Consider the following 24,858-nt stretch of genomic DNA (forward strand, 5'->3'; position numbering starts at 1 on the left):
CGAAAGGATCTTTAGATGCGTACAAAAAACGCTTCCAAAATTCACCGCACTTTTTTATTCAAAATGCCAAACCAATTGCCCCAGCGAAATGACAGTTTTATAATTTCTACTTAATTAGTATTAAATTACAATCATTATGTTACGCTCGCTCAAATTCCACTTACACTATTTCTTCCATAAAAAGCTACGCCAAACACACAGAATTTCCCACAAAAGTTTAGAATTTATCTGCCTAATTATAGGTGCGACATTTGTCTCACTTTTTTCATTTGGCTTTGCTAAATTATCCGATCTTGGTCTAGAACTAAACGCTCACTGGTCGTCTAAATATCCTATTGCAGTTTGGTTTGTGTTACCCCTAGGCATGGCTTGCCTAACTTGGTTTACGAAAAAATATACTCCCTATGTTGGAGGAAGCGGTATTCCGCAAGTCATTGCATCAATTAATCTTCCTCATAGTAGCTATAAAACCAAATTAGTTGAATTCAGACAAACTATTTGGAAAATTCCTCTTACCTTTCTAGCGATGCTTATCGGTGCATCGGTTGGGCGTGAGGGACCATCAGTACAAGTTGGTGCGGCTGTCATGCTTGCGTGGGGAAATTATTGTAGAAAACATAATTTAGCGTTTAAAGGATTAAGCACCAATGAATTACTTGCGACAGGTGCGGCGGGGGGACTTGCTGCTGCCTTTAATGCACCTTTGGCTGGAGTGATATTTGCGATTGAAGAACTTGGACGTGGAGTAATGTTACGTTGGGAACGACGCGTATTGATGGGGGTATTAGCTGCTGGTTTTATTCTTGTCGCGATTCAAGGAAACAGCCCTTATTTTCCAAGTTATCAAGGGGCAACATCTGTTTCTTATCTCTATCTTTGGCTTGCAATTTGTGGGGTGGTTTGTGGCATTCTAGGTGGCATATTCGGACGATTATTAGCAAAAGGTCTCGCTGGATTATCGCCTGAAAAATGGCGTGGTTGGGTTCGCCAACATCCTATTTATATTGCTTTATTATTGGGTTTAGTGCTTGCCGTACTTGGCAGTTACACTCACGGACAAACCTATGGCACTGGCTATGAGGTTGTTGCACGCGCCTTAGAAGGGCAAGCTATAGAGCCTGAAATTGGTATCCTTAAACTTTTGGCAACGGCGACCACTTATTGGAATGGTATTGCCGGTGGTATCTTTACCCCATCACTGACAACGGGAGCAGGCATTGGCGCAATGCTTTGGGATCTCAGTGGCGGTATGGTTGATCAACGTTTTTTGGTGATTTTATGTATGGCAGCGTTTCTAGCTGGAGGCACACAATCTCCTGTTACAGCCAGTGTTGTTGTGATGGAAATGACAGGCGCACAACCCGTTCTCATTTGGCTCTTGATTTCCAGCATTATTGCATCCATAATCTCGCGCCAATTTAGCCCAAAACCATTTTACCACTTTGCTGCAGGCCGTTTTCGCCAGCAAATGCAAGCTCGCCAAGCCGAAGAATTACGCAGCAAAACCGAACAAGAGAAATAAAAATGCCTCAAAATCTACCGCACTTTTACCGCGGCCGTTTTTCTGTTGCGCCAATGTTAGATTGGACAACACGCCATTGTCGTTATTTTCATCGCCAATTTTCAAAGCATGCCTTACTTTACACTGAAATGGTCACCGCACCTGCGATTATCCATGCCAAATACGATCACTTGGATTTTGATTTACAAGAAAATCCCGTTGCGTTACAGCTGGGAGGAAGCGATCCTGAGCAACTCAAACATTGTGCAAAACTTGCTGAGGAACGAGGCTATCACGAAATTAATCTTAATGTAGGATGCCCTTCTGATCGCGTACAAAATGGAATGTTTGGGGCTTGCTTAATGGCGAAAGCAGATTTGGTGGCAGACTGTGTGGAACAAATGCAAAGTGCGGTCAAAATTCCAGTCACGGTGAAAACCCGTATTGGAATTGATGAATTAGACAGCTATGAATTTTTATGTGATTTTATTGAGAAGGTTCAAGGAAAAGGTTGCCAAGAGTTTATTATCCACGCACGAAAAGCTTGGCTTTCTGGGTTAAGTCCTAAAGAAAATCGAGAAATTCCTCCATTAGATTATACTAGAGTGTATCAACTAAAACGTGATTTTCCACATCTAACTATCGCAATTAATGGCGGCATAAAAACCATTGAAGAAATGAAGCAACATTTGCAATATGTGGACGGCGTGATGGTTGGGCGAGAGGCCTATCAAAATCCAAGTTTACTTGGGCAAATTGACCAAGCCTTATTTGATCCTAACGCACCAATTGTTATCGCTCATGAAGCGGTACAATCAATGCTTCCTTATATTGAACAACAACTTAGCCAAGGCATACACCTTAATCATATCGTCCGTCATATGTTAGGCGCATTCCAAAATTGCAAAGGTGCTCGTCAATGGCGACGCTATTTAAGCGAAAATGCATTTAAACAAGGTGCGGGAATTGAAGTGGTTGAAACCGCCTTAAGCTTTGTAGAAAGCTAATCCTAAAAACAAAATAAGCCGCAAAAGTTCGGCTTATTTTTCAGCTGTTTTTCTTACGCAATACGCATTTGAAAAATCACCAATTCAGCTTGACAACAGAAAGTGAAATCTGCCTTTAATAAATAACCATCATCCACTTTTGTAATTTCAGATTGAATTTCACAAGGTTCACTTTCTACATCACGCGCTTTCTGGGTAAAAAATGCGAGCGCTTCTTGAGCTTGTTCTTCACTGTCATAAATATATTCAATAACCTGACTACAATCACGATTATCGAAAAGTGATTTCATATCAAATGTGTTACAACCTACACATTCAATCGGTTTTTCAGTTTGAATCGCCATAATATTATCCCTTTTATTCAGATTATTTTGCAGCAACAAACCCTACTGCTTCATACACTTTCGCCAAGGTTTCTTGCGCTTTTGCACGAGCTTTTTCCGCACCTTGTCGTAAGATATTATCTAATAAAGCTTCATCATTACGATATTGATGGAAACGTTCTTGTAAACCAGCAAGTAAAGTTGATACTTCATCCGCTACTGCTGTTTTTAAATGTCCGTACATTTTACCTTCAAATTCTTTTTCAAGCTCAGCAATTGGCTTATCCGTAACCGCAGAAAGAATATCTAAAAGATTGGATACCCCCGCTTTATTTTGCACATCATAACGAACAACAGGCGGCTCATCTGAATCTGTTACGGCACGTTTAATTTTCTTTGCCACAGATTTTGGATCTTCCAAAAGTGTCACTACATTGTTGCGGTTATCATCTGATTTTGACATTTTCTTTTCAGGATCTTGCAATGACATAATACGCGCACCTGCTTTTCCAATGAAAATTTCAGGAATGGTGAAAATATTGCCATAAAGCGCATTAAAGCGGTTTGCAATATCACGCGTAATTTCTAAGTGTTGTTTTTGGTCATCACCAACAGGCACGCTTTTTGCTTGATAAAGTAAAATATCCGCCGCCATTAACACAGGATAATCAAACAAACCCACGTTAATATTTTCTGCGTAACGCGCTGATTTATCTTTGAATTGCGTCATTCGGCTCATTTCACCGAAATAAGTGTAGCAGTTTAACACCCAGCCTAATTGCGTGTGTTCTGGAACGTGAGATTGAACAAAAATAGTACTTTTATTTGGATCAATTCCACACGCCAAATAAAGTGCAAGTACATCAAGTGTTGCTTTGCGAAGGGCAACAGGATCTTGACGCACAGTGATCGCATGTAAATCAACTACGCAGAAAATACATTCATAATCTTCTTGCATTTTTACCCAGTTGCGCAACGCGCCTAAATAATTTCCGATAGTTAATTCACCAGAAGGCTGCACGCCACTAAAAACAATTGGTTTTGCCATAATCAATCCTTAATACCTTAAAACTATTCGCACATCATACCAGAAACTCTAGGCTTTTTTAATGTTCGAGTTCAAAAGCTAGGTTAAAAATGCTATATTTAACGGAAACGTTTTCCTAATATTTTCTAATGAAAAACTACCACGATATTGTTCTTGCCCTTGCTGGCGTGTGCCAATCAGCAAAATTGGTTCATCAACTTGCAACAGAAAGTCGAGCAGATTCAGATACATTTTTAACCGCACTTAATAGCCTTTTCATTACCCAACCACAACGAATCGAAGATGTTTTTGGTGGCGAAGTTCGTCATTTAAAATTAGGTCTAGAAACCTTAATTCATCAGCTCAACGCGCAAGGCGATCAAAATTTAACTCGCTATTGGTTAAGCCTTTTGGCATTAGAAGGAAAATTATCAAAAAATCCCGATGCTAAACAAACATTAGGCAATCGAATTTCTCGCCTAAAAGAACAGGAAATTCATTACGCTCGCGATAGTGAAACAATGCTATCTATTATAGCAAATATTTACAGCGACGTTATTAGCCCATTGGGCAAAAAAATTCACATCCTAGGCTCGCCTGATTATTTGCGACAAGAACTCGTGCAAAATAAAATTCGTGCAGTTTTACTTGCAGGCATTCGCTCTGCCGTGCTGTGGAAACAAATGGGTGGAACAAAATGGCAAATTTTATTTTTCCGCAGAAAATTACTTGCCACCGCAAAACAGATTTATTCTTCTATTTATTAATACAATTCTGGAGCAAACATTTATGCAACTCTCTACACTGACCGCACTTTCCCCTCTTGATGGTCGTTATCAAGATAAAGTAACTCCATTACGCGCTATTTTTAGCGAATTCGGGTTAATGAAATTCCGTGTAGCTGTGGAAGTTCGTTGGTTACAAAAATTAGCTTCAACGGCAGAAATTACCGAAATACCGCCATTTTCTACGCAAGCAAATGCTTTTTTAGATGGAATTGTGGCTAATTTTAATGAGACAGATGCTGCGCGTATTAAAGAAATTGAACGCACAACCAATCACGATGTGAAAGCCGTTGAGTATTTTCTGAAAGAGAAAATTCAAAATGAAGTGGAACTAATGAACGTTTCCGAATTTATTCATTTCGCTTGCACCTCAGAAGATGTTAACAACCTCTCTCACGCATTAATGTTAAGCACCGCTCGTGACGAAGTGATTTTACCAGAATGGAAAAAACTGATTGATGAAATCACTCGTCTTGCAGAAGAATATAAAACGATTCCATTACTTTCTCGCACACATGGCCAACCAGCTTCACCAAGCACAGTGGGCAAAGAAATGGCGAATGTCGTTTACCGTCTAAAACGTCAATTTAAACAACTCCAAAACGCGGAAATCTTAGGTAAAATCAATGGCGCGGTAGGTAACTACAATGCGCATTTATCGGCATATCCTAATATTAATTGGCATAAATTCAGCGAAGAATTTGTCACTTCATTAGGTATTCAATGGAATCCTTATACCACGCAAATTGAGCCGCACGATTACATCGCTGAATTTTTTGATGCTGTAGTACGCTTTAATACCATTATCATTGATTTTGATCGGGATTTATGGGGGTACATTGCATTAAATCACTTCAAACAACGAACTATTGCAGGCGAAATTGGTTCTTCTACCATGCCACATAAAGTCAATCCAATTGATTTTGAAAACTCAGAGGGCAATCTGGGATTAGCCAATGCAGTGATGACCCACTTAGGTCAAAAGTTACCAATTTCTCGCTGGCAGCGTGACTTAACAGATTCAACCGTATTACGTAATTTAGGCGTAGGATTAGGTTATTGTTTGATCGCTTATGCCTCAACACGCAAAGGCATCAGTAAACTTGAAGTAAATCAACCGCACTTATTAGAAGAACTCAATCAAAACTGGGAAGTTTTGGCCGAACCAATTCAAACCGTAATGCGTCGCTATGGAATAGAAAAACCTTACGAAAAATTAAAAGAATTAACGCGAGGTAAACGAGTGACAGAACAGGCTATGCGTGAATTTATTGATAAGTTGGATATTCCACAAGAAGAAAAATTACGTTTACAAAAATTAACACCCGCTACTTATATTGGGGCTGCAGTGGAATTAGTAGAGAAACTATCATAGGAATTTGGTTCTTTTTCCAACAATATTCTTTACAAGAACATAGCTTTTCTCTATAATCTTGCGCCTGTGTTAGTCAATCTAACAAATTTCTGGTTGGTGCTTGACCTATTCAAGCCCCATCCAAGACCGTAGGGGAGTAATCTTAATTATCCTACGTAGATGGTGAACAGAATAAGAATTTTTCTTGCTTCTGGGCGCCGAAGTCATCCTAGTCTTAGGATTAGGTAAATTAATTCCGAGTAATCGGAGTGTATTCAGGAGCTAAAAGCCAATGGCATTAAATCTTCAAGACAAACAAGCAATTGTTGCTGAAGTAAATGAAGCAGCCAAAGGTGCACTTTCAGCAGTAATCGCGGATTCTCGCGGTGTAACTGTTGATAAAATGACTGAATTACGTAAATCAGCACGTGAAGCTGGCGTTACAATGCGTGTAGTTCGTAATACTTTATTACGTCGCGCAGTTGAAGGCACAGATTACGAATGCTTAAAAGATACGTTTGTAGGTCCAACACTTATCGCGTTCTCTAACGAACACCCGGGCGCAGCTGCTCGCTTGTTCAAAGAGTTTGCTAAAGCAAACGATAAGTTTGAAATTAAAGGTGCAGCCTTTGAAGGTAAAATCCAAGATGTTGAATTCTTGGCAACATTACCAACTTACGAAGAAGCGATTGCACGTTTAATGGGCACAATGAAAGAAGCTGCAGCAGGCAAACTTGCTCGCACCTTCGCGGCATTACGCGACAAATTACAAGAAGCAGCTTAATCATTAAGCGTTTCTTACTTCATCTAACTTTATTTATTTTAGGAATTGATTGTTATGTCATTAACTAACGAACAAATCATTGAAGCGATTGCTTCAAAAACTGTAACTGAAATCGTTGAATTAATCGCAGCGATGGAAGAAAAATTCGGTGTTTCAGCAGCGGCAGCAGTAGCAGCAGCTCCAGCAGCAGGCGGTGCAGCGGCAGCAGAAGAAAAAACTGAATTTGACGTAATTCTTGCAGCAGCTGGTGCTAACAAAGTAGCAGTAATCAAAGCAGTACGTGGTGCAACTGGTTTAGGCTTAAAAGAAGCTAAAGATTTAGTTGAATCTGCTCCAGCAGCATTAAAAGAAGGTGTTTCTAAAGAAGAAGCTGAAGCACTTAAGAAAGAATTAGAAGAAGCTGGTGCACAAGTAGAAGTTAAATAATTTCTCTTTTAACCACTTTAAAATTCGGAAAACCGATGGGAAACCATCGGTTTTTTCCTATCTAAAAAGCCACAACTTCCTTAATTTAAAAACTTATCATCTTCTCCTTTCTACGATAAAATATCTCCCATTATTATTGATAAATAAAGAGAAAATCTATGACTACAAAAGCATTAAGTGCGGTAATTTTAGCAGCCGGAAAAGGAACGCGCATGTATTCCGATTTACCCAAAGTACTACATACAATAGCTGGTAAACCAATGGTAAAACATGTAATTGATACTGCGCATCAATTAGGCGCAGAAAATATTCATTTAATCTATGGCCACGGTGGGGACTTAATGCGTAGCCATCTTGCAAATGAACAAGTAAATTGGGTATTACAAACAGAACAACTTGGTACTGCACATGCAGTTCAACAAGCGGCACCTTTCTTTAAGGATAACGAAAATATTGTTGTACTTTACGGCGATGCTCCATTAATAACTAAAGAAACATTAGAAAAGTTAATTAAAGCAAAACCAGAAAATGGCATTGCATTGCTTACCGTAAATTTAGATAACCCAACAGGCTATGGGAGAATTATCCGTGAAAATGGCAATGTTGTAGCAATTGTAGAACAAAAAGATGCAAATGCTGATCAACTAAATATTAAAGAAGTAAATACTGGCGTTATGGTATCCGATGGTGCAAGTTTCAAAAAATGGTTAGCTCGTGTAGGCAATAATAATGCTCAAGGCGAATATTACTTAACGGATCTTATTGCTCTCGCAAACCAGGATAATTGCCAAGTTGTTGCGGTACAAGCAACAGATGTCATGGAAGTTGAAGGTGCAAATAATCGCTTACAATTAGCCGCACTTGAACGTTATTTCCAAAATAAACAAGCCTCCAAATTATTGCTTGAAGGCGTAATGATCTACGATCCCGCTCGCTTTGACCTGCGTGGAACATTAGAACATGGGAAAGATGTGGAGATCGACATTAACGTTATTATCGAAGGTAGTGTTAAACTCAGCGATCGCGTAAAAATTGGCGCAGGTTGCGTATTAAAAAATGTTGTTATTGGCAATGATGTAGAAATAAAACCCTATTCTGTGCTAGAAGATTCTGTGGTGGGAGAAAAAGCCGCAATTGGTCCATTTTCTCGTTTACGCCCAGGTGCAGAACTCGCAGCTGAAACGCATGTCGGTAACTTTGTAGAAATAAAAAAATCTACCGTTGGTAAAGGTTCTAAAGTAAATCATCTAACCTATGTTGGCGATTCAGAAATCGGCTCAAATTGTAATATTGGTGCGGGTGTCATCACCTGTAACTACGATGGCGCAAATAAATTTAAAACGATCATCGGTGATAATGTATTTGTGGGATCTGATACACAATTAGTCGCGCCAGTGAAAGTCGCAAATGGCGCAACTATTGGCGCCGGTACAACAATTACACGCGATGTAGGTGAAAATGAATTAGTGATTACACGAGTTCCTCAACGCCATATTCAAGATTGGCAACGACCAACAAAGAAAAAATAAAATAGCATAAAAAAATCCTACGTTTTATTGTAGGATTTTTTTATAAACCGATTTTACAAATCGTAATTAAAGCTATATAAAAAATGATCGCACTTAATACCAATAATTTAAAAGCCAATTTTGGCTTTCTCTGGTGTAGGCGATATAAAATTCGAGCTACCGCCGCAAGAATAATAGGATAAATCCAAAAAAATATTGAGAATAAATTAACTTGCCAAGTTTCCAAGCTAGGATTTTTATCAAATGTAGTGGAAAGCAACAGAGCCATCGGACATAACAATACAGGGGCACAAAAAACAGCTAATCCCCAATAAAATAAACTAAAGCTACGAGGCAAAGATTGTCTTGTCATAATTTAAAATTTTACAAATAAAAGATAATATACAATATAACAAATACTGTGATTATTAGAAAGTAAGTGGAAATCTATAGACTTGAATAAAATGAAATGGCGCACCCGAAAGGATTCGAACCTTTGACCGCTCGGTTCGTAGCCGAGTACTCTATCCAGCTGAGCTACGGGTGCGTAGATGATGCTTTAATTATTCATAACCACTTTAATAAGATAGAGCCGTTTAAAAATGGCGCACCCGAGAGGATTCGAACCTCTGACCGCTCGGTTCGTAGCCGAGTACTCTATCCAGCTGAGCTACGGGTGCAGAATAAATAAAACAAACAATGGCGGTGAGAGAGGGATTCGAACCCTCGATGGAGCTTTTTAACCCCATACTCCCTTAGCAGGGGAGCGCCTTCAGCCTGCTCGGCCATCTCACCACAATCGGTGTGAGCGGTATAATACGTTTTTTAGAAAATATGTCAAACCATTTTTTGAAAAACATACCTGTTTGAATATTTTATCTACACATTAAATATATTATTGAATAAAAATCTACTCATCATTCAAAAATACTAAAATCTTAGATATTGTTTCCCGTCTCAATTCCTCTTGCTCAAATAACACCTCATGTTTAGCGTTTAATGCTATTACTTTCCCCTTCGTTCCACTACTAAAAATAAAAACCGCACTTTTTAAAGTGCGGTTTATATTTTTAATAGTTTTACGCCACCTGTTTAGGTTGTTTAAATACCGTAACTTCTGGTGCTACACCTGTAAATTTCTCAATCTGAACGATACAAGTATTTGGTGAATTGCCTTGTGCCAATTTAGATGTACCTTCATCTCGAGTTAACACATTTGCACAACCATTTTTACATAATGGTTTTTCACCTTTACCAAGTTCATGTGGGTCATACCATGCGCCCTCATGTAGAGCAATGGTACCTTTGATGATATTTTCTGTTACAACAGCACCTGCAAGCACTTGTCCACGTTTGCTATGAATGCGAACAACATCACCTTCCTTAATTCCACGTGCAACCGCATCTTCAGGGTGAATCATCACTGGTTCACGATCATTTACTGCGTATTTTTGACGTAATGAAGTATGCGCTAATTGGCTATGTAAGCGATAATAAGGATGTGGTGTCACTAAAGCTAATGGATATTCTTCCGTCACATTACCCGCAAACTCTTCAGGCTCCATCCAACTAGGATGACCTTTACAATCGTTATAATTCATCTTCTCAACAACATCAGAGAAAATTTCAATTTTACCTGACGGTGTGCCGAGAGGATTAAGCAATGGATCTTCACGGAATTCACCATAACGCACCCATTTCTTCGCAGCTTCACCCACCTCAAAACTTAATGGTTTATTTTCTGCCCAGAATTTGTCAAAACGTGGCATTGCTACACGGTTTGCACGTGCGGCACTAAAGGCTGCATTATAGAATTCTTCCAACCACTCCATTTCAGTTTTACCTTCTGTGTATTGTTCTTCCACACCGGCACGTTTAGCAAGCTCAACGAAAATATCGTAGTCATTTTTCGCTTCAAATTGTGGGGGAACCACTTGTTTCATTGGATAAACACTCATCATGGAGTAGTCGCCAGCCATGGTTAAGTCATTACGTTCATAACTCGTCGTAGCTGGTAACACAATATCTGCCATACGTGCAGTTGGCGTCCAGTTCACCTCATTGACAATCACCACATCAGGTTTCTGGAAAGCTTTCACTAAGGTATTGGTATCTTGATGGTGAACAAATGGGTTACCGCCAGCCCAATATACTGCTTTGATATCAGGGTAAGTAATTTCAGTACCGTTATAATGAATTTTTTTGCCAGGATTGAGCAACACATCTGAAATACGCGCCAATGGGAAAGCTGATTTAGACGTATCATCTAACCATGTTTTTGCACCTGCTTTGCCTGATGGACTTGCGGTAATGGAGCCGATAATACCACCAGTCGCCGTTGGCACCCCACCATTTGAATAGTGATAACTTAAACCGAAACCACCACCCGGCAAGCCAATTTGTCCTAACATAGAAGCTAGCGTTACTAACATCCAGTGGGTTTGTTCGCCATGGCGTTGACGTTGCATACCCCAGCCACCCATTAACATGGTACGTTTGCTAGAGAAATCGGCTGCAAGTTGCTTAATTGTTTCTGCCGGTACACCACAAATTTTTGCCGCCCATTCTGCTGTTTTTGGTTGGCCATCGGTTTTACCTAATAAATATTCTTCAAATTTAGCGTAACCCGATGTGTATTTTTTCAAGAAATCTTTATCGTGCTTGCCTTGTTCAACTAAAGTATGCGCAATACCAAGCATTAATGGCACATCCGTTGCGGTATTCACCGGAATCCATTCTGCATTCAGCATTTGGCAAGTTTCGCTTTTTTGTGGGTCGATACAAATAATGCGTTTTCCACTCGCTTGGAATTTTTTGAAATATTCAATCCCTTTTTGGTCGGTGGACATCCAAGCAATACGCATGGTTGTAAGTGGATTTGCTGACCAAAGCACAATGATATCGCTGTTTTCTAGCACAGACTCCCAGCTGGTTTGTTGTTCATATACCTCAATAGTACCAAGCACATGTGGCATAATTACTTGCGCAGCCCCCGTAGAGTAATCCCCTTTGTGGCCCACAAAACCACCTGTAGCGTTCATGTAGCGCTGTAATAATGTACGAGAAGCATGTAATGAACCACAGCTAAACCAACCATAAGAACCGGCAAAAATACCTGTTTGCCCATGTTCGTCACGTACACGTTTAAGTTGATTGTGTACCAAATCTAACGCTTCATCCCAAGAAACACGCACCCATTCATCACGACCACGCATTGTGGTATCGCTTTTTCCTGGATTAGCTAAAAAGCCTTTGCGTACCATTGGATATTTCACGCGGGCTTCGCTATACAATTGATCGGCAACAACTGTTTGCAACTCGTTCGGCACTGCAGGCTCAATAGCAGGACCAGATTTCACGACCTTACCATCTTGTACAACAACCCCAAGAGATCCCCAGTGAGCGGCAGTCACTACCGTTTTCATTTCAGCTTCTTTTGCTACCGCACTTTTTGATACAATGCCCACCATACCACCGGAAAGAGCACTACCAGCCACGCCCAAAGATGTTTTTTTCAGAAAATCACGACGTTGTTCGTTTACGTTATTCTTTTTCATTTCAGCCTCGTTTTAGATACTCAGTAATTATTGTTTTGCCATATCTTTGGCATTGCGTTGCAGATAAATAGTTAATGCACGTACTTCATCTTTGTTCATTGATGTACGGTCTTTCATAGAATTCACCACACCAATCCATTGGTTAGCCGTGTAATGTTCTGAACTAATTGCCGCATGACAACTACTACATTGAGTTTGATTTAACTGACTACCGTATTGATTAAGTGCGGTTAAATCTGATGTCATTTTTTCTTTAGCTACATTCACCGTAACACTGATTTCTTTCCAATCTGAATCTGTTACTGCATCATGAACTGTTTTTAATACTTGAACATGAGTACGTGCATCTTCGTCCATTAAAGCAAGCGTGATACGTTTACCTAATTCTTGATACACAACTGCTTCAGCCCCTACTTGTTGCCAGCCATGTAAAATACCTTGAATTTGATTACCATCCACTTTCCATTGCATTAATTCAGCATAAGGCATTAAGCGAACCTCATTTCCTTTAGCATTGGTCGCTTTTACCATTTCAGTAGCAAAAATCGCTGAACCATCAGAGATAGATCCACCTTTTGCTTCAGAGGATTTTTGTACATTTTGATCACCGTGTACCTCAGGGAGGAAATGCACAATTCCCTTGTGACAATCAATACAAGTTTGACCGTTTGTTTGCGCCTCCGTATGAGTTTGCTTAGCTAACTTAGTTTGTTTTGAAAGTTCCATTGCATCAAAACTATGGCAAGAACGACAAGTTTCAGAATCGTTAGCCTTCATTTCATCCCATACAATTTGAGCAAGTTCCGCTCTGTGTGCTTCATATTTTTCTTTATTATCGATTTTTCCTTGAGCCTCATACCACAAATCTTTCAATGCCATAAATTTAGCTTTCACATAATGCCAGCCTTCTTTTGGAATATGACAATCTGAACATTGTGCTCTAACCCCTTTTGCATTAGCAAAGTGGCTAGAGCCTTCCCATTCTGCTTTTGGATAACTCATTGAATGGCAACTTTCACAAAACTCTGGTGTACTGGTTTTATGCATAACCCACTGTGTTCCCCACAATGCCACAGCGCCGACACCAACCAAGCAAAGTGCGGTCACGATTTTCTTCATTTTTGACATAGACACTCCAACTATACAAACAACAAAAATAACTATAAATAAGTATTATTGATTGTAGGGATATAGTAAGAAAGAAACTATGATCTTGCTCAATAAAAGACTAAACACTCATAAGATAAAAATAAAAAAACATTATATAAATCAATATATAATGTTTTATATTCCATCTAATTAGGGACTTTAAGAATGAAGAAATTGATTCACGCGTTCAAGCACAGCTTTTCTCACGTTATCCTTTTCAAAAAGGATTTCATGTTTTGCTTGAGGTACAAGCATGGATTCTACATTCGGAAAAAGTGCGGTTAATTTTTCAAGATTTTTGTTATCTACTATTTTTTCTTTTTCGGCTTGTAAAATTAGGGTTGGAATTTCAATCTTAGGAATAACTTTCGGCAAGCGTTTAATTACATTTAAACACAAATGTACCCAACGGAACGTTGGTCCGCCAAGATGAATTGCTGGATTCTTACGGTTTACACGATTCATCCATTTCATTCTGGTTTTACAGAAACTTAGTTCATTGTATTCCAAGTGGGCTTGTTGATAAGGCCCTTTACCAAAAACATAACGCTTGCCTTGCCCTAACATATTCATCAGGGCAATAATCAATTCATCTCTAATGGGGTGTTTTAAAGGAATGCCGTAAAAAGGCGAAGAAAACACGGCTTTATTAATGCGATGATCACAATTTGCCAAATAATACGTTGCAATCAATGCCCCCATCGAATGAGCAAGCAAATGCTGCGTGGAATAATTGAAAAGTGCGGTCACTTTTTTGATAATTTTCTCCATATCATCAACATAGAAACGAAATTCATCTAAATGCCCTTTTTCAGAATCCTTCAGTAAATGGGTTGAATAGCCTTGACCTCGGTGATCAAATAGCAACACATCATAGCCTTGATGATAAAAATCATAAGCGGGCTCTGACCATTTCAACATATTTTCAGCACGACCATTCACTAAAATCATCAATTTTCTATCCGCACTTTTTACGTGGACTAAATGACAATAAGCGATTTGAACATTATTTTTGCCAGTGAAATATTGCGTTGGAAATTGATTGAAAAAAGGTAACAGTTCGGTAAAGGCAAATTGAGTAAAGTTGGATTCTCGATTCATAAGTTTTTAGATGAGATACATCAACGCATACAAAAGAAAGAAAAAGTGCGTGAGATTTTACTTCACGCACTCTACCAATTATGCTACCAATTGTTTTAAGATACGGCGAACTGGCTCTGCTGCCCCCCATAATAATTGGTCGCCCACAGTAAAGGCAGCCAAATATTCAGGGCCCATAGCCAATTTACGTAAACGACCCACTGGCACGCTTAATGTACCTGTTACTTTCGCTGGGGTTAATTCACGTAATGTGGTTTCTTTGTCGTTTGGAATCACTTTCACCCATTCATTATGTGATGCAATAATTTGTTCGATTTCTTCTAATGGTAAGTCTTTTTTCAGTTTGATGGTGAATGCTTGGCTGTGGCAACGTAATGCACCAATACGCACACATAAACCATCAACAGGAATTGGATTGTCACTTAAACCTAAGATTTTGTTGGTTTCTGCATAGCCTTTCCATTCTTCTTTAGTTTGTCCTGTTTCTGGAAGAAGTTTGTCAATCCAAGGAATTAAGCTACCGCCCAATGCCGCGCCAAAGTTATCAGTTGGGAAGCTATCAGAACGCATTTCTGCAGTCACTTTACGTTCAATATCTAAAATAGATGAAGCAGGATCTTTTAATTCACTTGAAACCGCTTGTTCTAATAATCCCATTTGTGAAAGTAATTCACGCATATTTTTTGCGCCCGCACCTGAAGCCGCTTGGTAAGTTGCGACAGATACCCATTCCACTAAATCTTTTTCAAATAAACCACCGATAGCCATTAACATTAAGCTCACTGTACAGTTACCACCTACGAAAGTTTTAATGCCTTTTTTCAAGCCTTCAGAAATCACGTGTTGGTTTACTGGATCAAGCACGATAATTGCATCATCTTTCATACGTAGTGCAGAAGCGGCATCAACCCAATACCCGTCCCAACCTGTTGCTTTTAATTTTGGATAAACTTCATTGGTATAGTCACCACCTTGGCAAGTCACGATAATGTCTAATTTTTTCAGTTCTTCAATATCGAATGCATTTTTAAGTTCGCCTGCATCCTTGCCACCAAATACAGGTGCTTTTTGACCTGCTTGTGAAGTCGTAAAAAATACGGGATTAAGATTCGCAAAATCATTTTCCTGCGACATACGATCCATTAATACGGAACCCACCATTCCGCGCCAGCCGATAAAGCCTACATTTTTCATTGTTGTTTCCTTAGTTTGTTGTGTTTGAATAGAATTATTAATTACAAGATAGCGTTATCAAAATCAAGTATTTTTCATGGAAATTTACATTTTGCGACAGAAATTAAATAAGAAATAAAAAAGAGCGGTCAATTTAAAAGAAAATTTAACTTGACCGCTCTTTTTCTAGTTATCTACTTCGACACTTATCACACCTTCTTCCGCTTTCAACAATGCATACGCATCTTTCAACATTGTGGAATCAATGGAAAAACAGCGAATTTGTAACCGTACCTCACCACTACTTTGATCTTTCACCTGTATATGTTCAATACGATACTGATTGTTTACTAACAATTGGGTGACTTTTCCAATACTTTCCGCACTATTAACAAGAATATTGAATTTTGTCCGACGACGTTGTGATTTACGATGTACCCAACGTTGAACCAACGGACTTAATCGAATAGACACCAAAATCATCACCGTTGCGATGACCGCATCGAATACGAAACCCGCCCCAGCAGCAATACCGATCCCCGCAGAAGCCCAAATAATCGCCGCAGTGGTTAAACCTGAAATCGCATCATTTTTCTTATGCAAAATCACACCTGCACCTAAAAAACCGATGCCGCTAATCACTTGAGCCGCAAGGCGCATCGGATCCGTACGAATATTTTCTGAAACTTGCGCATAATGCTCTGCGGCTTGAATCGAAACAATCGTTAGCACACAAGTAGTGACGGCAATAATGGCGCAAGTTTTCACGCCCACAGGTTTGCGCTTAAGCTCACGCTCTAAGCCAATAACACTACCAAGCACCATCGCCAATAGCATTTTGCTAAAAATAATTAAGTGATAAGGATCGAAAAGTGCGGTTAAAAGTAAAGATGAATTTTCCATAATGATAAAAATGAGTCCAACATACTCGTCTATTCTACATCACTTAGCTTAAAATCTTTACCCTTCCAAGCCTTTAATTTATCGCCTTTCTTGCGAAAATTGAGTAGAATCTTGCGTTTGAAATTTTATAGAGCGAAAAACGGTTATTTTTATGCAAAATTCAACCCCAAGCATTGGCTTTGTAAGCCTTGGTTGCCCAAAAAACTTAGTAGATTCTGAACGAATCTTAACGGAACTACGCACCGATGGTTATAACATTGTGCCAAGCTATGAAAATGTTGATTTAGTGATTGTGAACACTTGTGGCTTTATTGATAGCGCAGTGCAGGAATCACTCGAAGCGATTGGCGAAGCATTAGAAGAAAATGGACGCGTCATTGTAACTGGCTGTTTGGGGGCAAAAGAAGACCAAATTCGTGAAGTGCATCCTAAAGTTTTGGAAGTCAGTGGCCCACATAGTTATGAAACAGTGATGGCTCAAGTTCACAAATACGTGCCAAAACCGACACATAGCCCTTACACCAGCTTAGTACCAAAACAAGGCGTGAAACTGACACCAAAACATTATGCCTATTTGAAAATCTCTGAAGGCTGTGATCACCGTTGTACGTTCTGTATTATTCCATCTATGCGTGGTGATTTAGAAAGCCGTTCTATTACACAAGTTTTGGACGAAGCAAAACGTTTAGCCGAAGCTGGTGTAAAAGAATTGCTTGTAGTATCACAAGATACTTCCGCTTATTCAATGGATTTAAAACGCCAAGAGGGCGGTGTAAAAACTGCTTTCTGGAATGGCATGCCAATTAAAAATGATTTAATGACGCTTTGTAAACAGCTTGGCAAACTTGGAATTTGGGTTCGCTTACATTATGTGTATCCCTATCCGCATGTGGATGATTTAATTCCATTAATGGCTGATGGTACGCTATTGCCGTATTTAGACATTCCATTACAACACGCCAGCCCGAAAATCTTAAAAGCAATGAAAAGACCGGGCAGTATTGACCGCACTTTAGAACGCATTAAACAATGGCGTGAAATTTGCCCAGATTTAACATTACGTTCCACCTTTATTGTAGGTTTCCCAGGTGAAACAGAAGAAGATTTCCAATTATTGCTCGATTTCTTAAAAGAAGCCCAGCTTGATCGCGTAGGCTGTTTCAAATTCAGCCCAGTTGAAGGTGCACCTGCAACAGAGATGGCTGACCAAGTACCAGAAGATGTGAAAGAAGAACGTTTCCATCGTTTCATGCAATTACAACAGGAAATTTCTGCAAACCGTTTAAAACAAAAAATCGGTAAAACCCTTGATGTATTAGTAGATGAAATTGACAAAGAAGGAATTATTGGCCGCTCCAAAGCTGATGCCCCTGAAGTGGATGGGTTAGTTTATGTCGATAATTTAAGCGGAATCAATGTCAAAGTCGGTGATGTGATTAAAGTAACCATCACAAATTCTGATGAATATGATTTGTGGGGAAGTTGTTAAATTAACTGTTATAAGCTAAATATTTAAAGGCCGCTTTCAAATCTCCTACTTTTTAACCTCGCCGCTCATTATTATTTGAAACAAGCGAATATAGTGAAGAAAAAGTCAAGCATATGCTTGACTTTTTAATTCCCTAGAGCCAATCTGTATTGTGTAACGCTACACAGCATTGACATATCGTTAGTGTTACAAAATATACGCAGAAATGCATTTGATAAACCCTTAAATAAGGAACTAGAGATGATTGTAAAACATCCTGGCTTAAGAATCAAAGAAGAGTTATTACCTAAAGGAATGACGGTAACAGAAGCTGCAAAATTGCTAGCAATTGGTCGACCTGCACTATCTAATTTTTTGAATGGTAAAGCAATGTTGTCACCTAAAATGGCTCAGCGGTTATCAAAGACCTTTAACTTCCCATTAGATCAATTAATGCAATGGCAGGCTGATTATAAAGATGCTCTAATTCAACAAACTGAAGCTCCCGCAACTCATATTTATGCTCCTCCTTTTTTAGATATAAAAGCAAATGATATTGAAAATTGGGTCAATACTTGCGAAATTTCATCAAGATCACGTTTATCTGTTTTTTTGAGAACACTGATCCACTCAACGAGCGAAAAAATAACTCAAATTGATTTTCCTGGAAATGATGATTCGCAACGACCTGGCTGGGATGGTTGGGTTGAGTCAAATGAGGCAACTCCATGGATTCCTGATGGCAATTCAGGCTGGGAATTTGGTGTTAATAAAGATATTAAGGCCAAAGCTGATGATGATTTTGATAAAAGCCTTAAGGCTCACCTTTCAGATTCTTCAAATATAACGTTTATTTTTGTAACACCTCGTCGTTGGTCTGGAAAAAATAAATGGATTCAGCAAAAGAAAGCTCTTAATAAATGGAAAGATGTCAGAGCATATGATGCAAGCGATCTTGAACAGTGGCTAGCTCAGTCATTACCAGCACAAAGCTGGCTGGCAAATGAAGCAAAATTGCCTACACAAAATGTAGATTCCTTAGATAGTGTATGGCAAGAATGGGCAAATGTGTGTAATCCAAGTTTAAATACATCTTTCTTCAACAAATTAATTAAAGTATATGAAGAACAGATTTTGGATTATTTATCCAAACCACCTCAAAAACCTTTTTACATTGCAGCTGATTCTAAAATCGAAGCAATGGCATTTTTGTCCGCCCTGTTCTTAGATAAAAAATTTATTTCTTATAGAGATAATTGTCTAGTATTTAAAGAAGAGAATGTCCTTCCTCGTCTTGCTCAAGGCTCTAAGAGTTTTATTGCAATCACTGATAATAAAAACGTCGAAAAAGAGCTAGCTCAATATTCGCAGCAGATTCATGCCTTTGTTGTTTATCCCAAAAATACTCTAATACAAAATTTTGATCTAAAAATTGAAATATTAGATTCGGTAACATTTATTCATTCGTTAGAAAAAATGGGTTGCTCTTATGATGAAGCACAAGCGTTGGCAAAAAAATCTGGTTATTCATTAACTGTCCTGCGACGTCAACTGTCAAAGAATGAGGCTGTTAATAAGCCAGAATGGGTAGACTGCTATAATCAAGTTCTTATTCCATTTCTATTTGCTGGGGTATGGGATAGTTCTAATCAATATGATATTTCGATTTTAGAAGATTTATCAAATGATTTATCGTATGAATATTTAGAGAAAGATCTTCAAGCAACTTTACTTCTTAATGATTCTCCTGTTTGGGCGTTAAGTTCGCATAGAGGAGTAGTATCAAAAATAGATTTGTTATTTGCTATTGCACCCTATATTACTAAAGTAGATTTAGAGCACTTCTTTAAGATAGCTACGTTAGTTTTAGGAGAAGATGACCCTGCTTTAGATTTACCAGAAGATCAGCAGTGGCAAGCCAATATATACGATAAAAAGCGACAGTATTCTAAATACTTAAGAAATAGTATAGGGGAGATGCTTATTTTATTGGCTGTTCATGGTAATGAATTATTTAAAAGTAGATTAGCTTTTAATTGTGAGGAAGCAGTAAATAAACTTGTGGAAGAATTATTCTCTCCGCTTAACTTAAGAGTATTACTAGCACAATCATCTGATTTCTCAGTGTATGCAGAAGCGAGCCCAAAAGTATTTTTAAGTATTATAGAAAACGATTTGAAAACTGATAAGCAATTCTTAGAGCTGATGCAACCAGTTTCTACTAATATTTTTTCTTCACCTAAGTATACTGATTTATTGTGGGCATTGGAGAAGTTAGCTTGGGATAAGTCAACGGTTGCTAGAGTTGTAAAAATTTTAGCTCAATTAAGCCAAAAAGAAATTAATGATAATTATAGAAATAAACCTTTTTCATCCTTATTAGGCATTTTCAGATCTTGGTGTCCTGACACAAGTATTAAGACGCAGGAACGTATTCAATTATTAAAAGAGTTAGTTAGAAAATTTCCAGATATCGGTTGGCGAATTTGTATTAGCCAATTTCCAGGCTCACTTCCCCAAACAGCATTTCCGGCTAGTAAATGTATTTGGAGGAATAATTGCGGACCAAATATAGTAACCAAGAAAGACGTTTATGATTTCTGCAATGCAGCAGTAGAAATAGCATTAACTTGGGCAAGTTATACATTTGAACAATTACTTGATTTGGTCGGCCATATTTATGGTTTAACAACTGAGCAGCAAGATAAGATTTGGCTTCTCATTGAAGATTGGGCATTAAACCAAGCTACAGAATCTGAGAAAATTATCATGCGAGAAAAGCTTCGCACGACTGTTTTATCCAAAAGAGCTAAAAGGCATTCTAATAGAATTACGTTTACGGAGTTGGGAGAGCAGGTATATGTAACATTAGAACCAAAAGAATTAATAGATAAACATTTTTGGTTATTTGCTTCTCATTGGGTTGATGACTCTGCTGATGAGGTAGAAGATTATCAAAATATGAATTTTGAAGAAAGAGAAGAAATTATTAGGCAAAAGCGTGTTATTGCGTTAAAAGAAATTCTACAAGAAAAAGGACTTTCAGGAATTCTAGAATTATCTTTAAAAGGAGATTGCGCAAGTACGATAGGTTTTCTTCTAAGACGTTTTGTATTTTCATCAGATGAGGAGTCAGTACAATTAATTAAATTGGCTCTGGAGTCTTTTAAAAAAGACACTCAAATTAATTATAAGAACATTATTCGGGGATTATTATCCGAAAGTAATGATAATATCTCTTTATTTGAATCTCTTTCTGTGTGTTTGGATGATTCTGATAAAGTACAGGTATACTTGCAGTCTCCTTTTGGCTCACAGGTATGGCGCTTGGTTGATTCTCTAGATGAAAATTACCAACAAGCGTATTGGGGGGAAATAGTTCCATCTTATTGTCAGAATGAAGATGAAGCAGAAGAAGCGGTAAAATATTTGTTGTTAGCCGATAGGCCTCAAACTGCTTTCTTATATATTGATTTAATTCTCAAAAAAATATCCCCTAAAGTGATTTTTGATATTTTATCAGCAATGCTTTTACCTACATCAATAGATGAAAATAATCCACCCGATCGTTATCGATTAGGAGAGGCGTTTTCTCAAATTTCTGAGTATAAAATGTTGAGCTTAGAACAAAAGGCGAGTTTAGAATTTGCTTATATAGAGGTTTTAGCACCTTGTGGGTTGAAAAGTGAAAATTGTTCAACTAAAAGTTTGGAAAGATATTTGGAAGAACATCCTGAATTCTTCGTTCAACTTATTTCAGAGCTTCCTAAAAGAGATGATGGAAAGGATGACAGAGATAAAAATACAAATAAGAAAGAATTTAGGGTTAAGTGTTTCGATGCTTTAGGGGCTTTAAGCCATATACCTGGCGAAGATAATTCAGGAAAAATTAATACCGAAAAGCTTGAAGAATGGGTAAAACAAGTAATTAGCCTTGCCGAAAATAATGGTTGTAGAAATATCGCAGAATATTATATTGGTAAATTATTAGGTCATTGTCAAAATGGAGAAGATGGGATTTGGCCTTGTGAAGGAGTACGTGATTTAGTTGAAGATATACATTCTAAAAATATGATTGAAGGAATGTATATAGAAAAACGTAATAGCAGCGGAGTTACAAGCCGTTCATTTGGTGATGGAGGTGCTCAAGAATGGAGAATAGTCGAACAATATCAAGATTGGAGTAGACAATTAGCTATTACTCATCCGTTTGTGGCTGATGAGTTGCTTGGTCTGTTGGCTAAGTCTTATCAAAATGAAGCTGAAATGTGGGATAATGAGCATCGATTAGATATGCATTTATAAAATATAATGCCCATAATTTGTAGAAGATCAGACTTAATCTGATAAATCACAATAAAAAGTGAGAGTTTCCCCCGTTTAGAATATGAGTGTCAAAATCAATCTAAACAAAAAAGGAAACTCTCATGTTTTATTACTTGCAACACTCTCATTAAACACAAGACCTGTTTACTTAATTTGGCTGAAGAGTTAGGTAACATCTCACAAGCCTGTAAAATTATGGGCATGAGTCATGATACCTTCTATGTAGGCAATCTCAAATGCGTAGGTAGCATTTACCAACAAACCTTTATCGATACTTATAGTAAAGTGGCATTTGCAAAACTTTACACAATGAAGACTGCAATTACTGCCACAAATATGCCCAATGACGAGGCCCCTCTTTGAAGGCCAAGAATTACCTATGTTACGCATTTTAACTGACCGTGATAGTAAATATCGTGGAAAAATGGGAAATCACGATGATGAGCTTTATTTAGCGATTAACGATATTGAACACTCAAAAAAACGAAGGTCAAACACCCGAAAAACAATGGCATCTGCTAGCGTTTCCACAAAATGATTTTGCAGGAGTCTTATCAAGTTGCCTTTAGAAAGAAAATTTATAAGGATTTAGAGACATTACAAACAGGCTTAGAGGAATGGATATTTTATTATAACCATCATCGAACCTATCAAGGTAAAATATGTTGTGGAAGAACACCGATGGAAACATTATGTTATGAGCAACGTATTTAGGCAGAAAAGAATCTAAGCTTAAATTAAGATGACGGGCACGAGTTTTTAAACGGGAGACTGTCAGATTGTATTTGATCTTCTAAAGTTTAGTTTTTTGCAAATCTTCCCAGAGACTTGACCACTTGTTTTATCTAAACTCAGTCTATTCATCTTCCCCTCCCTATCAGAAAGTTTGATAAGCGTTTGAAATAACAATCCGCACGTAAAACGTGCGGTTTTTAGCCTCCCCTATAAGGGCCTATACTTCACAAGCCCCTCAAGGGGCTTGTTGTGAGAACTGACAACCGCATCTAATTATTTCCTTGGTTACCCCTTAAAGGGATCAACATGTTCTTTCGTTGATAAATTATCTTGAACCATATCTTCTTTTTCTTGGTTTCTTATATAATCCTCTACCACTTTTGTATTTAACCCTACTGTGCTTACAAAAAATCCTTTCGCCCAGAAATGCCTATTTCCATATCTATATTTTAAGTTCGCGTGTCTTTCAAAAATCATCAGTGCTGACTTCCCCTTCAGATAGCCCATAAAACCTGATACTGATATTTTAGGTGGGATTTTTAAGAGCATATGGATATGGTCTAGCATTGCATGCGCTTCTATTATCTCCACATTTTTATAGTCACATAGCTGCCTCAATATTTGACCTATATCTGCTCTTAACTTCCCATAAATTGCTTTTCTTCTGTACTTCGGGATAAATACAATGTGATACTTACAGTTCCATTTTGTGTGTGATAGACTTGAATCGTCACTGGTTTTACTTACCATGATAATCCTCCTATATGTTGAATTTTGGTTGTCAGCCTTGTTCATTATATAGCGAGGATTTTTTCTGTTCATCGCTTAAGCTATTTGGCTCCATACGCATAGCGTATGGTTTTTATAGCCAGACTTTCGTCTGGCTATAATAAAAAAGGTGAGCAAAAATGCCCACCTTCTAAACGAATATTTCTCTATTATCAATTAGCCAAACACTTTTTCCAAATGTTCTTGGTAGTCTGATAAGTATTGTTCTACTTGTGGATTTTTAATTACATCGTTACATAAGAATGTCGGCAGACGGCTCAAGCCGATGAACTCATTGAGTTTGTGGAAAGGCATGTACAAAGCATCGACACCTTTGCCTTCGAAGAAGTCGCCTTCACGAGTGAAAGCTTCAATCGGAGCATTCCAAGTAAGCGAAAGCATGTGTTTTTTGCCTTGCAACAAGCCACCTGTGCCATAGCCTTCAGTCGGATTGACACGATGGCGGCCATCACTTTGATAAAGCTTGCCGTGTCCAGTGGTGAATACTTCGTCTATGTATTTTTTCACTGTCCAAGGTTCGTGCATCCACCAGCCTGGCATCTGCCAAATCACAGCATCCATCCACAAGAATTTTTCAACTTCTTCTTCAACATTATAGCCAGCATCAATCACGGTTTCTTTTACATTGTGTCCAAGTGCGGTCAAAACTTCTTTCGCTTTTTTGTGAAGTGTGTGGTTTAACTCACCATGCGAATGCCCAAAATTTTTACCACCATCTAATAATAAAATATTCATCTTTTTGCTCCTAAATAAATAATTCAAAAAATGGGGCTGTAATTATGCCTTTTTACTGCATCTTTTAAAAGTGCATTCGCTTACACGCTATTTACAGACCATAAAGGGAAATTTCTGGCACCTATCATTAGAATTCATTATTTTTCACCAAACAAGCCTTTTCAATCAGATCCCTGATCCAGCGATAGGCAGGATCTTTATGTATCC

Annotated in this window: 19 protein-coding genes, 3 tRNA genes and 1 pseudogene; 10 read left to right on the forward strand and 13 right to left on the reverse strand. The window is 38.2% G+C overall.

Going from position 1 to position 24,858, the window contains the following annotated elements:
• Positions 1-136 precede the first annotated feature (136 nt).
• Together C3V42_RS03675 and dusA are read left to right on the forward strand one after the other, a co-directional pair.
• Positions 137-1,522, forward strand: coding sequence for a chloride channel protein (locus C3V42_RS03675; RefSeq protein ID WP_106013686.1), 1,386 nt, complete (start codon positions 137-139; stop codon positions 1,520-1,522).
• 2 nt (positions 1,523-1,524) lie between these two features.
• Positions 1,525-2,508 carry a tRNA dihydrouridine(20/20a) synthase DusA gene (gene dusA, locus C3V42_RS03680; RefSeq protein WP_106013687.1) on the forward strand — a complete coding sequence of 328 codons (984 nt, stop codon included), beginning with the start codon at positions 1,525-1,527 and terminating at the stop codon, positions 2,506-2,508.
• Between the two features lie 53 nt (positions 2,509-2,561).
• Here dusA and C3V42_RS03685 read toward each other — a convergent pair whose 3' ends face one another.
• Together C3V42_RS03685 and trpS are read right to left on the reverse strand one after the other, a co-directional pair.
• The gene (locus C3V42_RS03685; protein WP_005636074.1) at positions 2,562-2,852 is read right to left on the reverse strand and encodes a YfcZ/YiiS family protein; all 291 of its coding nucleotides are present in this window, start codon (positions 2,850-2,852) and stop codon (positions 2,562-2,564) included.
• A gap of 22 nt (positions 2,853-2,874) precedes the next feature.
• Positions 2,875-3,879 carry a tryptophan--tRNA ligase gene (trpS, locus tag C3V42_RS03690; protein ID WP_106013689.1) on the reverse strand — a complete coding sequence of 335 codons (1,005 nt, stop codon included), beginning with the start codon at positions 3,877-3,879 and terminating at the stop codon, positions 2,875-2,877.
• Positions 3,880-4,007: 128 nt separating this feature from the next.
• Here trpS and hflD point away from each other — a divergent pair, with 128 nt between their 5' ends.
• From hflD to glmU, 5 genes are all read left to right on the forward strand, one after another.
• The gene (hflD, locus tag C3V42_RS03695) at positions 4,008-4,625 is read left to right on the forward strand and encodes a high frequency lysogenization protein HflD (protein WP_106013690.1); all 618 of its coding nucleotides are present in this window, start codon (positions 4,008-4,010) and stop codon (positions 4,623-4,625) included.
• Between the two features lie 22 nt (positions 4,626-4,647).
• Positions 4,648-6,018: an adenylosuccinate lyase gene (purB, locus tag C3V42_RS03700; protein ID WP_106013692.1), complete on the forward strand. Its 1,371-nt coding sequence runs from the start codon at positions 4,648-4,650 to the stop codon at positions 6,016-6,018.
• A 271-nt stretch (positions 6,019-6,289) separates the two neighbouring features.
• Complete coding sequence (gene rplJ, locus C3V42_RS03705) at positions 6,290-6,781, forward strand: 50S ribosomal protein L10 (RefSeq protein WP_077414192.1); 492 nt, start codon at positions 6,290-6,292, stop codon at positions 6,779-6,781.
• 54 nt (positions 6,782-6,835) lie between these two features.
• Positions 6,836-7,207 carry a 50S ribosomal protein L7/L12 gene (rplL, locus tag C3V42_RS03710; protein ID WP_005626607.1) on the forward strand — a complete coding sequence of 124 codons (372 nt, stop codon included), beginning with the start codon at positions 6,836-6,838 and terminating at the stop codon, positions 7,205-7,207.
• 158 nt (positions 7,208-7,365) lie between these two features.
• Positions 7,366-8,736: a bifunctional UDP-N-acetylglucosamine diphosphorylase/glucosamine-1-phosphate N-acetyltransferase GlmU gene (gene glmU, locus C3V42_RS03715; RefSeq protein ID WP_106013694.1), complete on the forward strand. Its 1,371-nt coding sequence runs from the start codon at positions 7,366-7,368 to the stop codon at positions 8,734-8,736.
• 40 nt (positions 8,737-8,776) lie between these two features.
• Here glmU and C3V42_RS03720 read toward each other — a convergent pair whose 3' ends face one another.
• From C3V42_RS03720 to C3V42_RS03760, 9 genes are all read right to left on the reverse strand, one after another.
• Positions 8,777-9,088, reverse strand: a complete 312-nt coding sequence (locus C3V42_RS03720; RefSeq protein ID WP_106013696.1) for a DUF5389 family protein — start codon at positions 9,086-9,088, stop codon at positions 8,777-8,779.
• A 97-nt stretch (positions 9,089-9,185) separates the two neighbouring features.
• Positions 9,186-9,262 (reverse strand) — tRNA-Arg (locus C3V42_RS03725).
• A gap of 56 nt (positions 9,263-9,318) precedes the next feature.
• Positions 9,319-9,395 (reverse strand) — tRNA-Arg (locus tag C3V42_RS03730).
• Positions 9,396-9,415: 20 nt separating this feature from the next.
• Positions 9,416-9,510 (reverse strand) — tRNA-Ser (locus tag C3V42_RS03735).
• Between the two features lie 284 nt (positions 9,511-9,794).
• Entirely contained in the window at positions 9,795-12,272 is a 2,478-nt protein-coding gene (torA, locus tag C3V42_RS03740; RefSeq protein WP_106013698.1) for a trimethylamine-N-oxide reductase TorA, read from the reverse strand.
• A gap of 27 nt (positions 12,273-12,299) precedes the next feature.
• Positions 12,300-13,400: a NapC/NirT family cytochrome c gene (locus tag C3V42_RS03745; protein WP_106013700.1), complete on the reverse strand. Its 1,101-nt coding sequence runs from the start codon at positions 13,398-13,400 to the stop codon at positions 12,300-12,302.
• 180 nt (positions 13,401-13,580) lie between these two features.
• Complete coding sequence (locus tag C3V42_RS03750; RefSeq protein WP_106013702.1) at positions 13,581-14,522, reverse strand: alpha/beta hydrolase; 942 nt, start codon at positions 14,520-14,522, stop codon at positions 13,581-13,583.
• A gap of 78 nt (positions 14,523-14,600) precedes the next feature.
• On the reverse strand, positions 14,601-15,716 hold the full coding sequence (asd, locus tag C3V42_RS03755; protein WP_106013704.1) for an aspartate-semialdehyde dehydrogenase: 1,116 nt from the start codon (positions 15,714-15,716) through the stop codon (positions 14,601-14,603).
• A 165-nt stretch (positions 15,717-15,881) separates the two neighbouring features.
• Entirely contained in the window at positions 15,882-16,598 is a 717-nt protein-coding gene (locus C3V42_RS03760; protein WP_048953346.1) for an MgtC/SapB family protein, read from the reverse strand.
• 151 nt (positions 16,599-16,749) lie between these two features.
• Between C3V42_RS03760 and rimO the strand changes: the two genes are divergently transcribed.
• The 3 genes and pseudogenes from rimO to C3V42_RS03775 form a co-directional block, all read left to right on the forward strand.
• The gene (gene rimO, locus C3V42_RS03765; protein WP_106013706.1) at positions 16,750-18,087 is read left to right on the forward strand and encodes a 30S ribosomal protein S12 methylthiotransferase RimO; all 1,338 of its coding nucleotides are present in this window, start codon (positions 16,750-16,752) and stop codon (positions 18,085-18,087) included.
• A gap of 240 nt (positions 18,088-18,327) precedes the next feature.
• Positions 18,328-22,371: a helix-turn-helix domain-containing protein gene (locus tag C3V42_RS03770; RefSeq protein ID WP_050540714.1), complete on the forward strand. Its 4,044-nt coding sequence runs from the start codon at positions 18,328-18,330 to the stop codon at positions 22,369-22,371.
• Between the two features lie 231 nt (positions 22,372-22,602).
• Positions 22,603-23,106: pseudogene (locus tag C3V42_RS03775) on the forward strand (integrase core domain-containing protein); the annotation flags it as partial.
• Positions 23,107-23,412: 306 nt separating this feature from the next.
• On the opposite strand, the gene tnpA reads toward C3V42_RS03775, so the two are convergent.
• Complete coding sequence (tnpA, locus tag C3V42_RS03780) at positions 23,413-23,877, reverse strand: IS200/IS605 family transposase (RefSeq protein WP_106013708.1); 465 nt, start codon at positions 23,875-23,877, stop codon at positions 23,413-23,415.
• Between the two features lie 195 nt (positions 23,878-24,072).
• Positions 24,073-24,651 (reverse strand): NAD(P)H-dependent oxidoreductase, encoded by a 579-nt coding sequence (locus tag C3V42_RS03785; protein ID WP_106013709.1) that lies wholly within the window; start codon positions 24,649-24,651, stop codon positions 24,073-24,075.
• Positions 24,652-24,858: the final 207 nt, after the last annotated feature.

It is taken from the genome of Haemophilus sp. oral taxon 036 (assembly GCF_002998595.1).
GTDB classification, from domain to species: Bacteria; Pseudomonadota; Gammaproteobacteria; order Enterobacterales; family Pasteurellaceae; genus Haemophilus; species Haemophilus haemolyticus_K.

Coding starts and splice junctions, on each gene's coding strand:
- C3V42_RS03675 (WP_106013686.1), top strand. CDS start 137: ATGTTACGCTCGCTCAAATTCCACTTACACTATTTCTTCCATAAAAAG.
- tnpA (WP_106013708.1), bottom strand. CDS start 23,877: ATGGTAAGTAAAACCAGTGACGATTCAAGTCTATCACACACAAAATGG.
- hflD (WP_106013690.1), top strand. CDS start 4,008: ATGAAAAACTACCACGATATTGTTCTTGCCCTTGCTGGCGTGTGCCAA.
- C3V42_RS03745 (WP_106013700.1), bottom strand. CDS start 13,400: ATGTCAAAAATGAAGAAAATCGTGACCGCACTTTGCTTGGTTGGTGTC.
- asd (WP_106013704.1), bottom strand. CDS start 15,716: ATGAAAAATGTAGGCTTTATCGGCTGGCGCGGAATGGTGGGTTCCGTA.
- C3V42_RS03720 (WP_106013696.1), bottom strand. CDS start 9,088: ATGACAAGACAATCTTTGCCTCGTAGCTTTAGTTTATTTTATTGGGGA.
- C3V42_RS03760 (WP_048953346.1), bottom strand. CDS start 16,598: ATGGAAAATTCATCTTTACTTTTAACCGCACTTTTCGATCCTTATCAC.
- C3V42_RS03770 (WP_050540714.1), top strand. CDS start 18,328: ATGATTGTAAAACATCCTGGCTTAAGAATCAAAGAAGAGTTATTACCT.
- dusA (WP_106013687.1), top strand. CDS start 1,525: ATGCCTCAAAATCTACCGCACTTTTACCGCGGCCGTTTTTCTGTTGCG.
- trpS (WP_106013689.1), bottom strand. CDS start 3,879: ATGGCAAAACCAATTGTTTTTAGTGGCGTGCAGCCTTCTGGTGAATTA.
- C3V42_RS03685 (WP_005636074.1), bottom strand. CDS start 2,852: ATGGCGATTCAAACTGAAAAACCGATTGAATGTGTAGGTTGTAACACA.
- glmU (WP_106013694.1), top strand. CDS start 7,366: ATGACTACAAAAGCATTAAGTGCGGTAATTTTAGCAGCCGGAAAAGGA.
- purB (WP_106013692.1), top strand. CDS start 4,648: ATGCAACTCTCTACACTGACCGCACTTTCCCCTCTTGATGGTCGTTAT.
- rplL (WP_005626607.1), top strand. CDS start 6,836: ATGTCATTAACTAACGAACAAATCATTGAAGCGATTGCTTCAAAAACT.
- torA (WP_106013698.1), bottom strand. CDS start 12,272: ATGAAAAAGAATAACGTAAACGAACAACGTCGTGATTTTCTGAAAAAA.
- rimO (WP_106013706.1), top strand. CDS start 16,750: ATGCAAAATTCAACCCCAAGCATTGGCTTTGTAAGCCTTGGTTGCCCA.
- rplJ (WP_077414192.1), top strand. CDS start 6,290: ATGGCATTAAATCTTCAAGACAAACAAGCAATTGTTGCTGAAGTAAAT.
- C3V42_RS03750 (WP_106013702.1), bottom strand. CDS start 14,522: ATGAATCGAGAATCCAACTTTACTCAATTTGCCTTTACCGAACTGTTA.
- C3V42_RS03785 (WP_106013709.1), bottom strand. CDS start 24,651: ATGAATATTTTATTATTAGATGGTGGTAAAAATTTTGGGCATTCGCAT.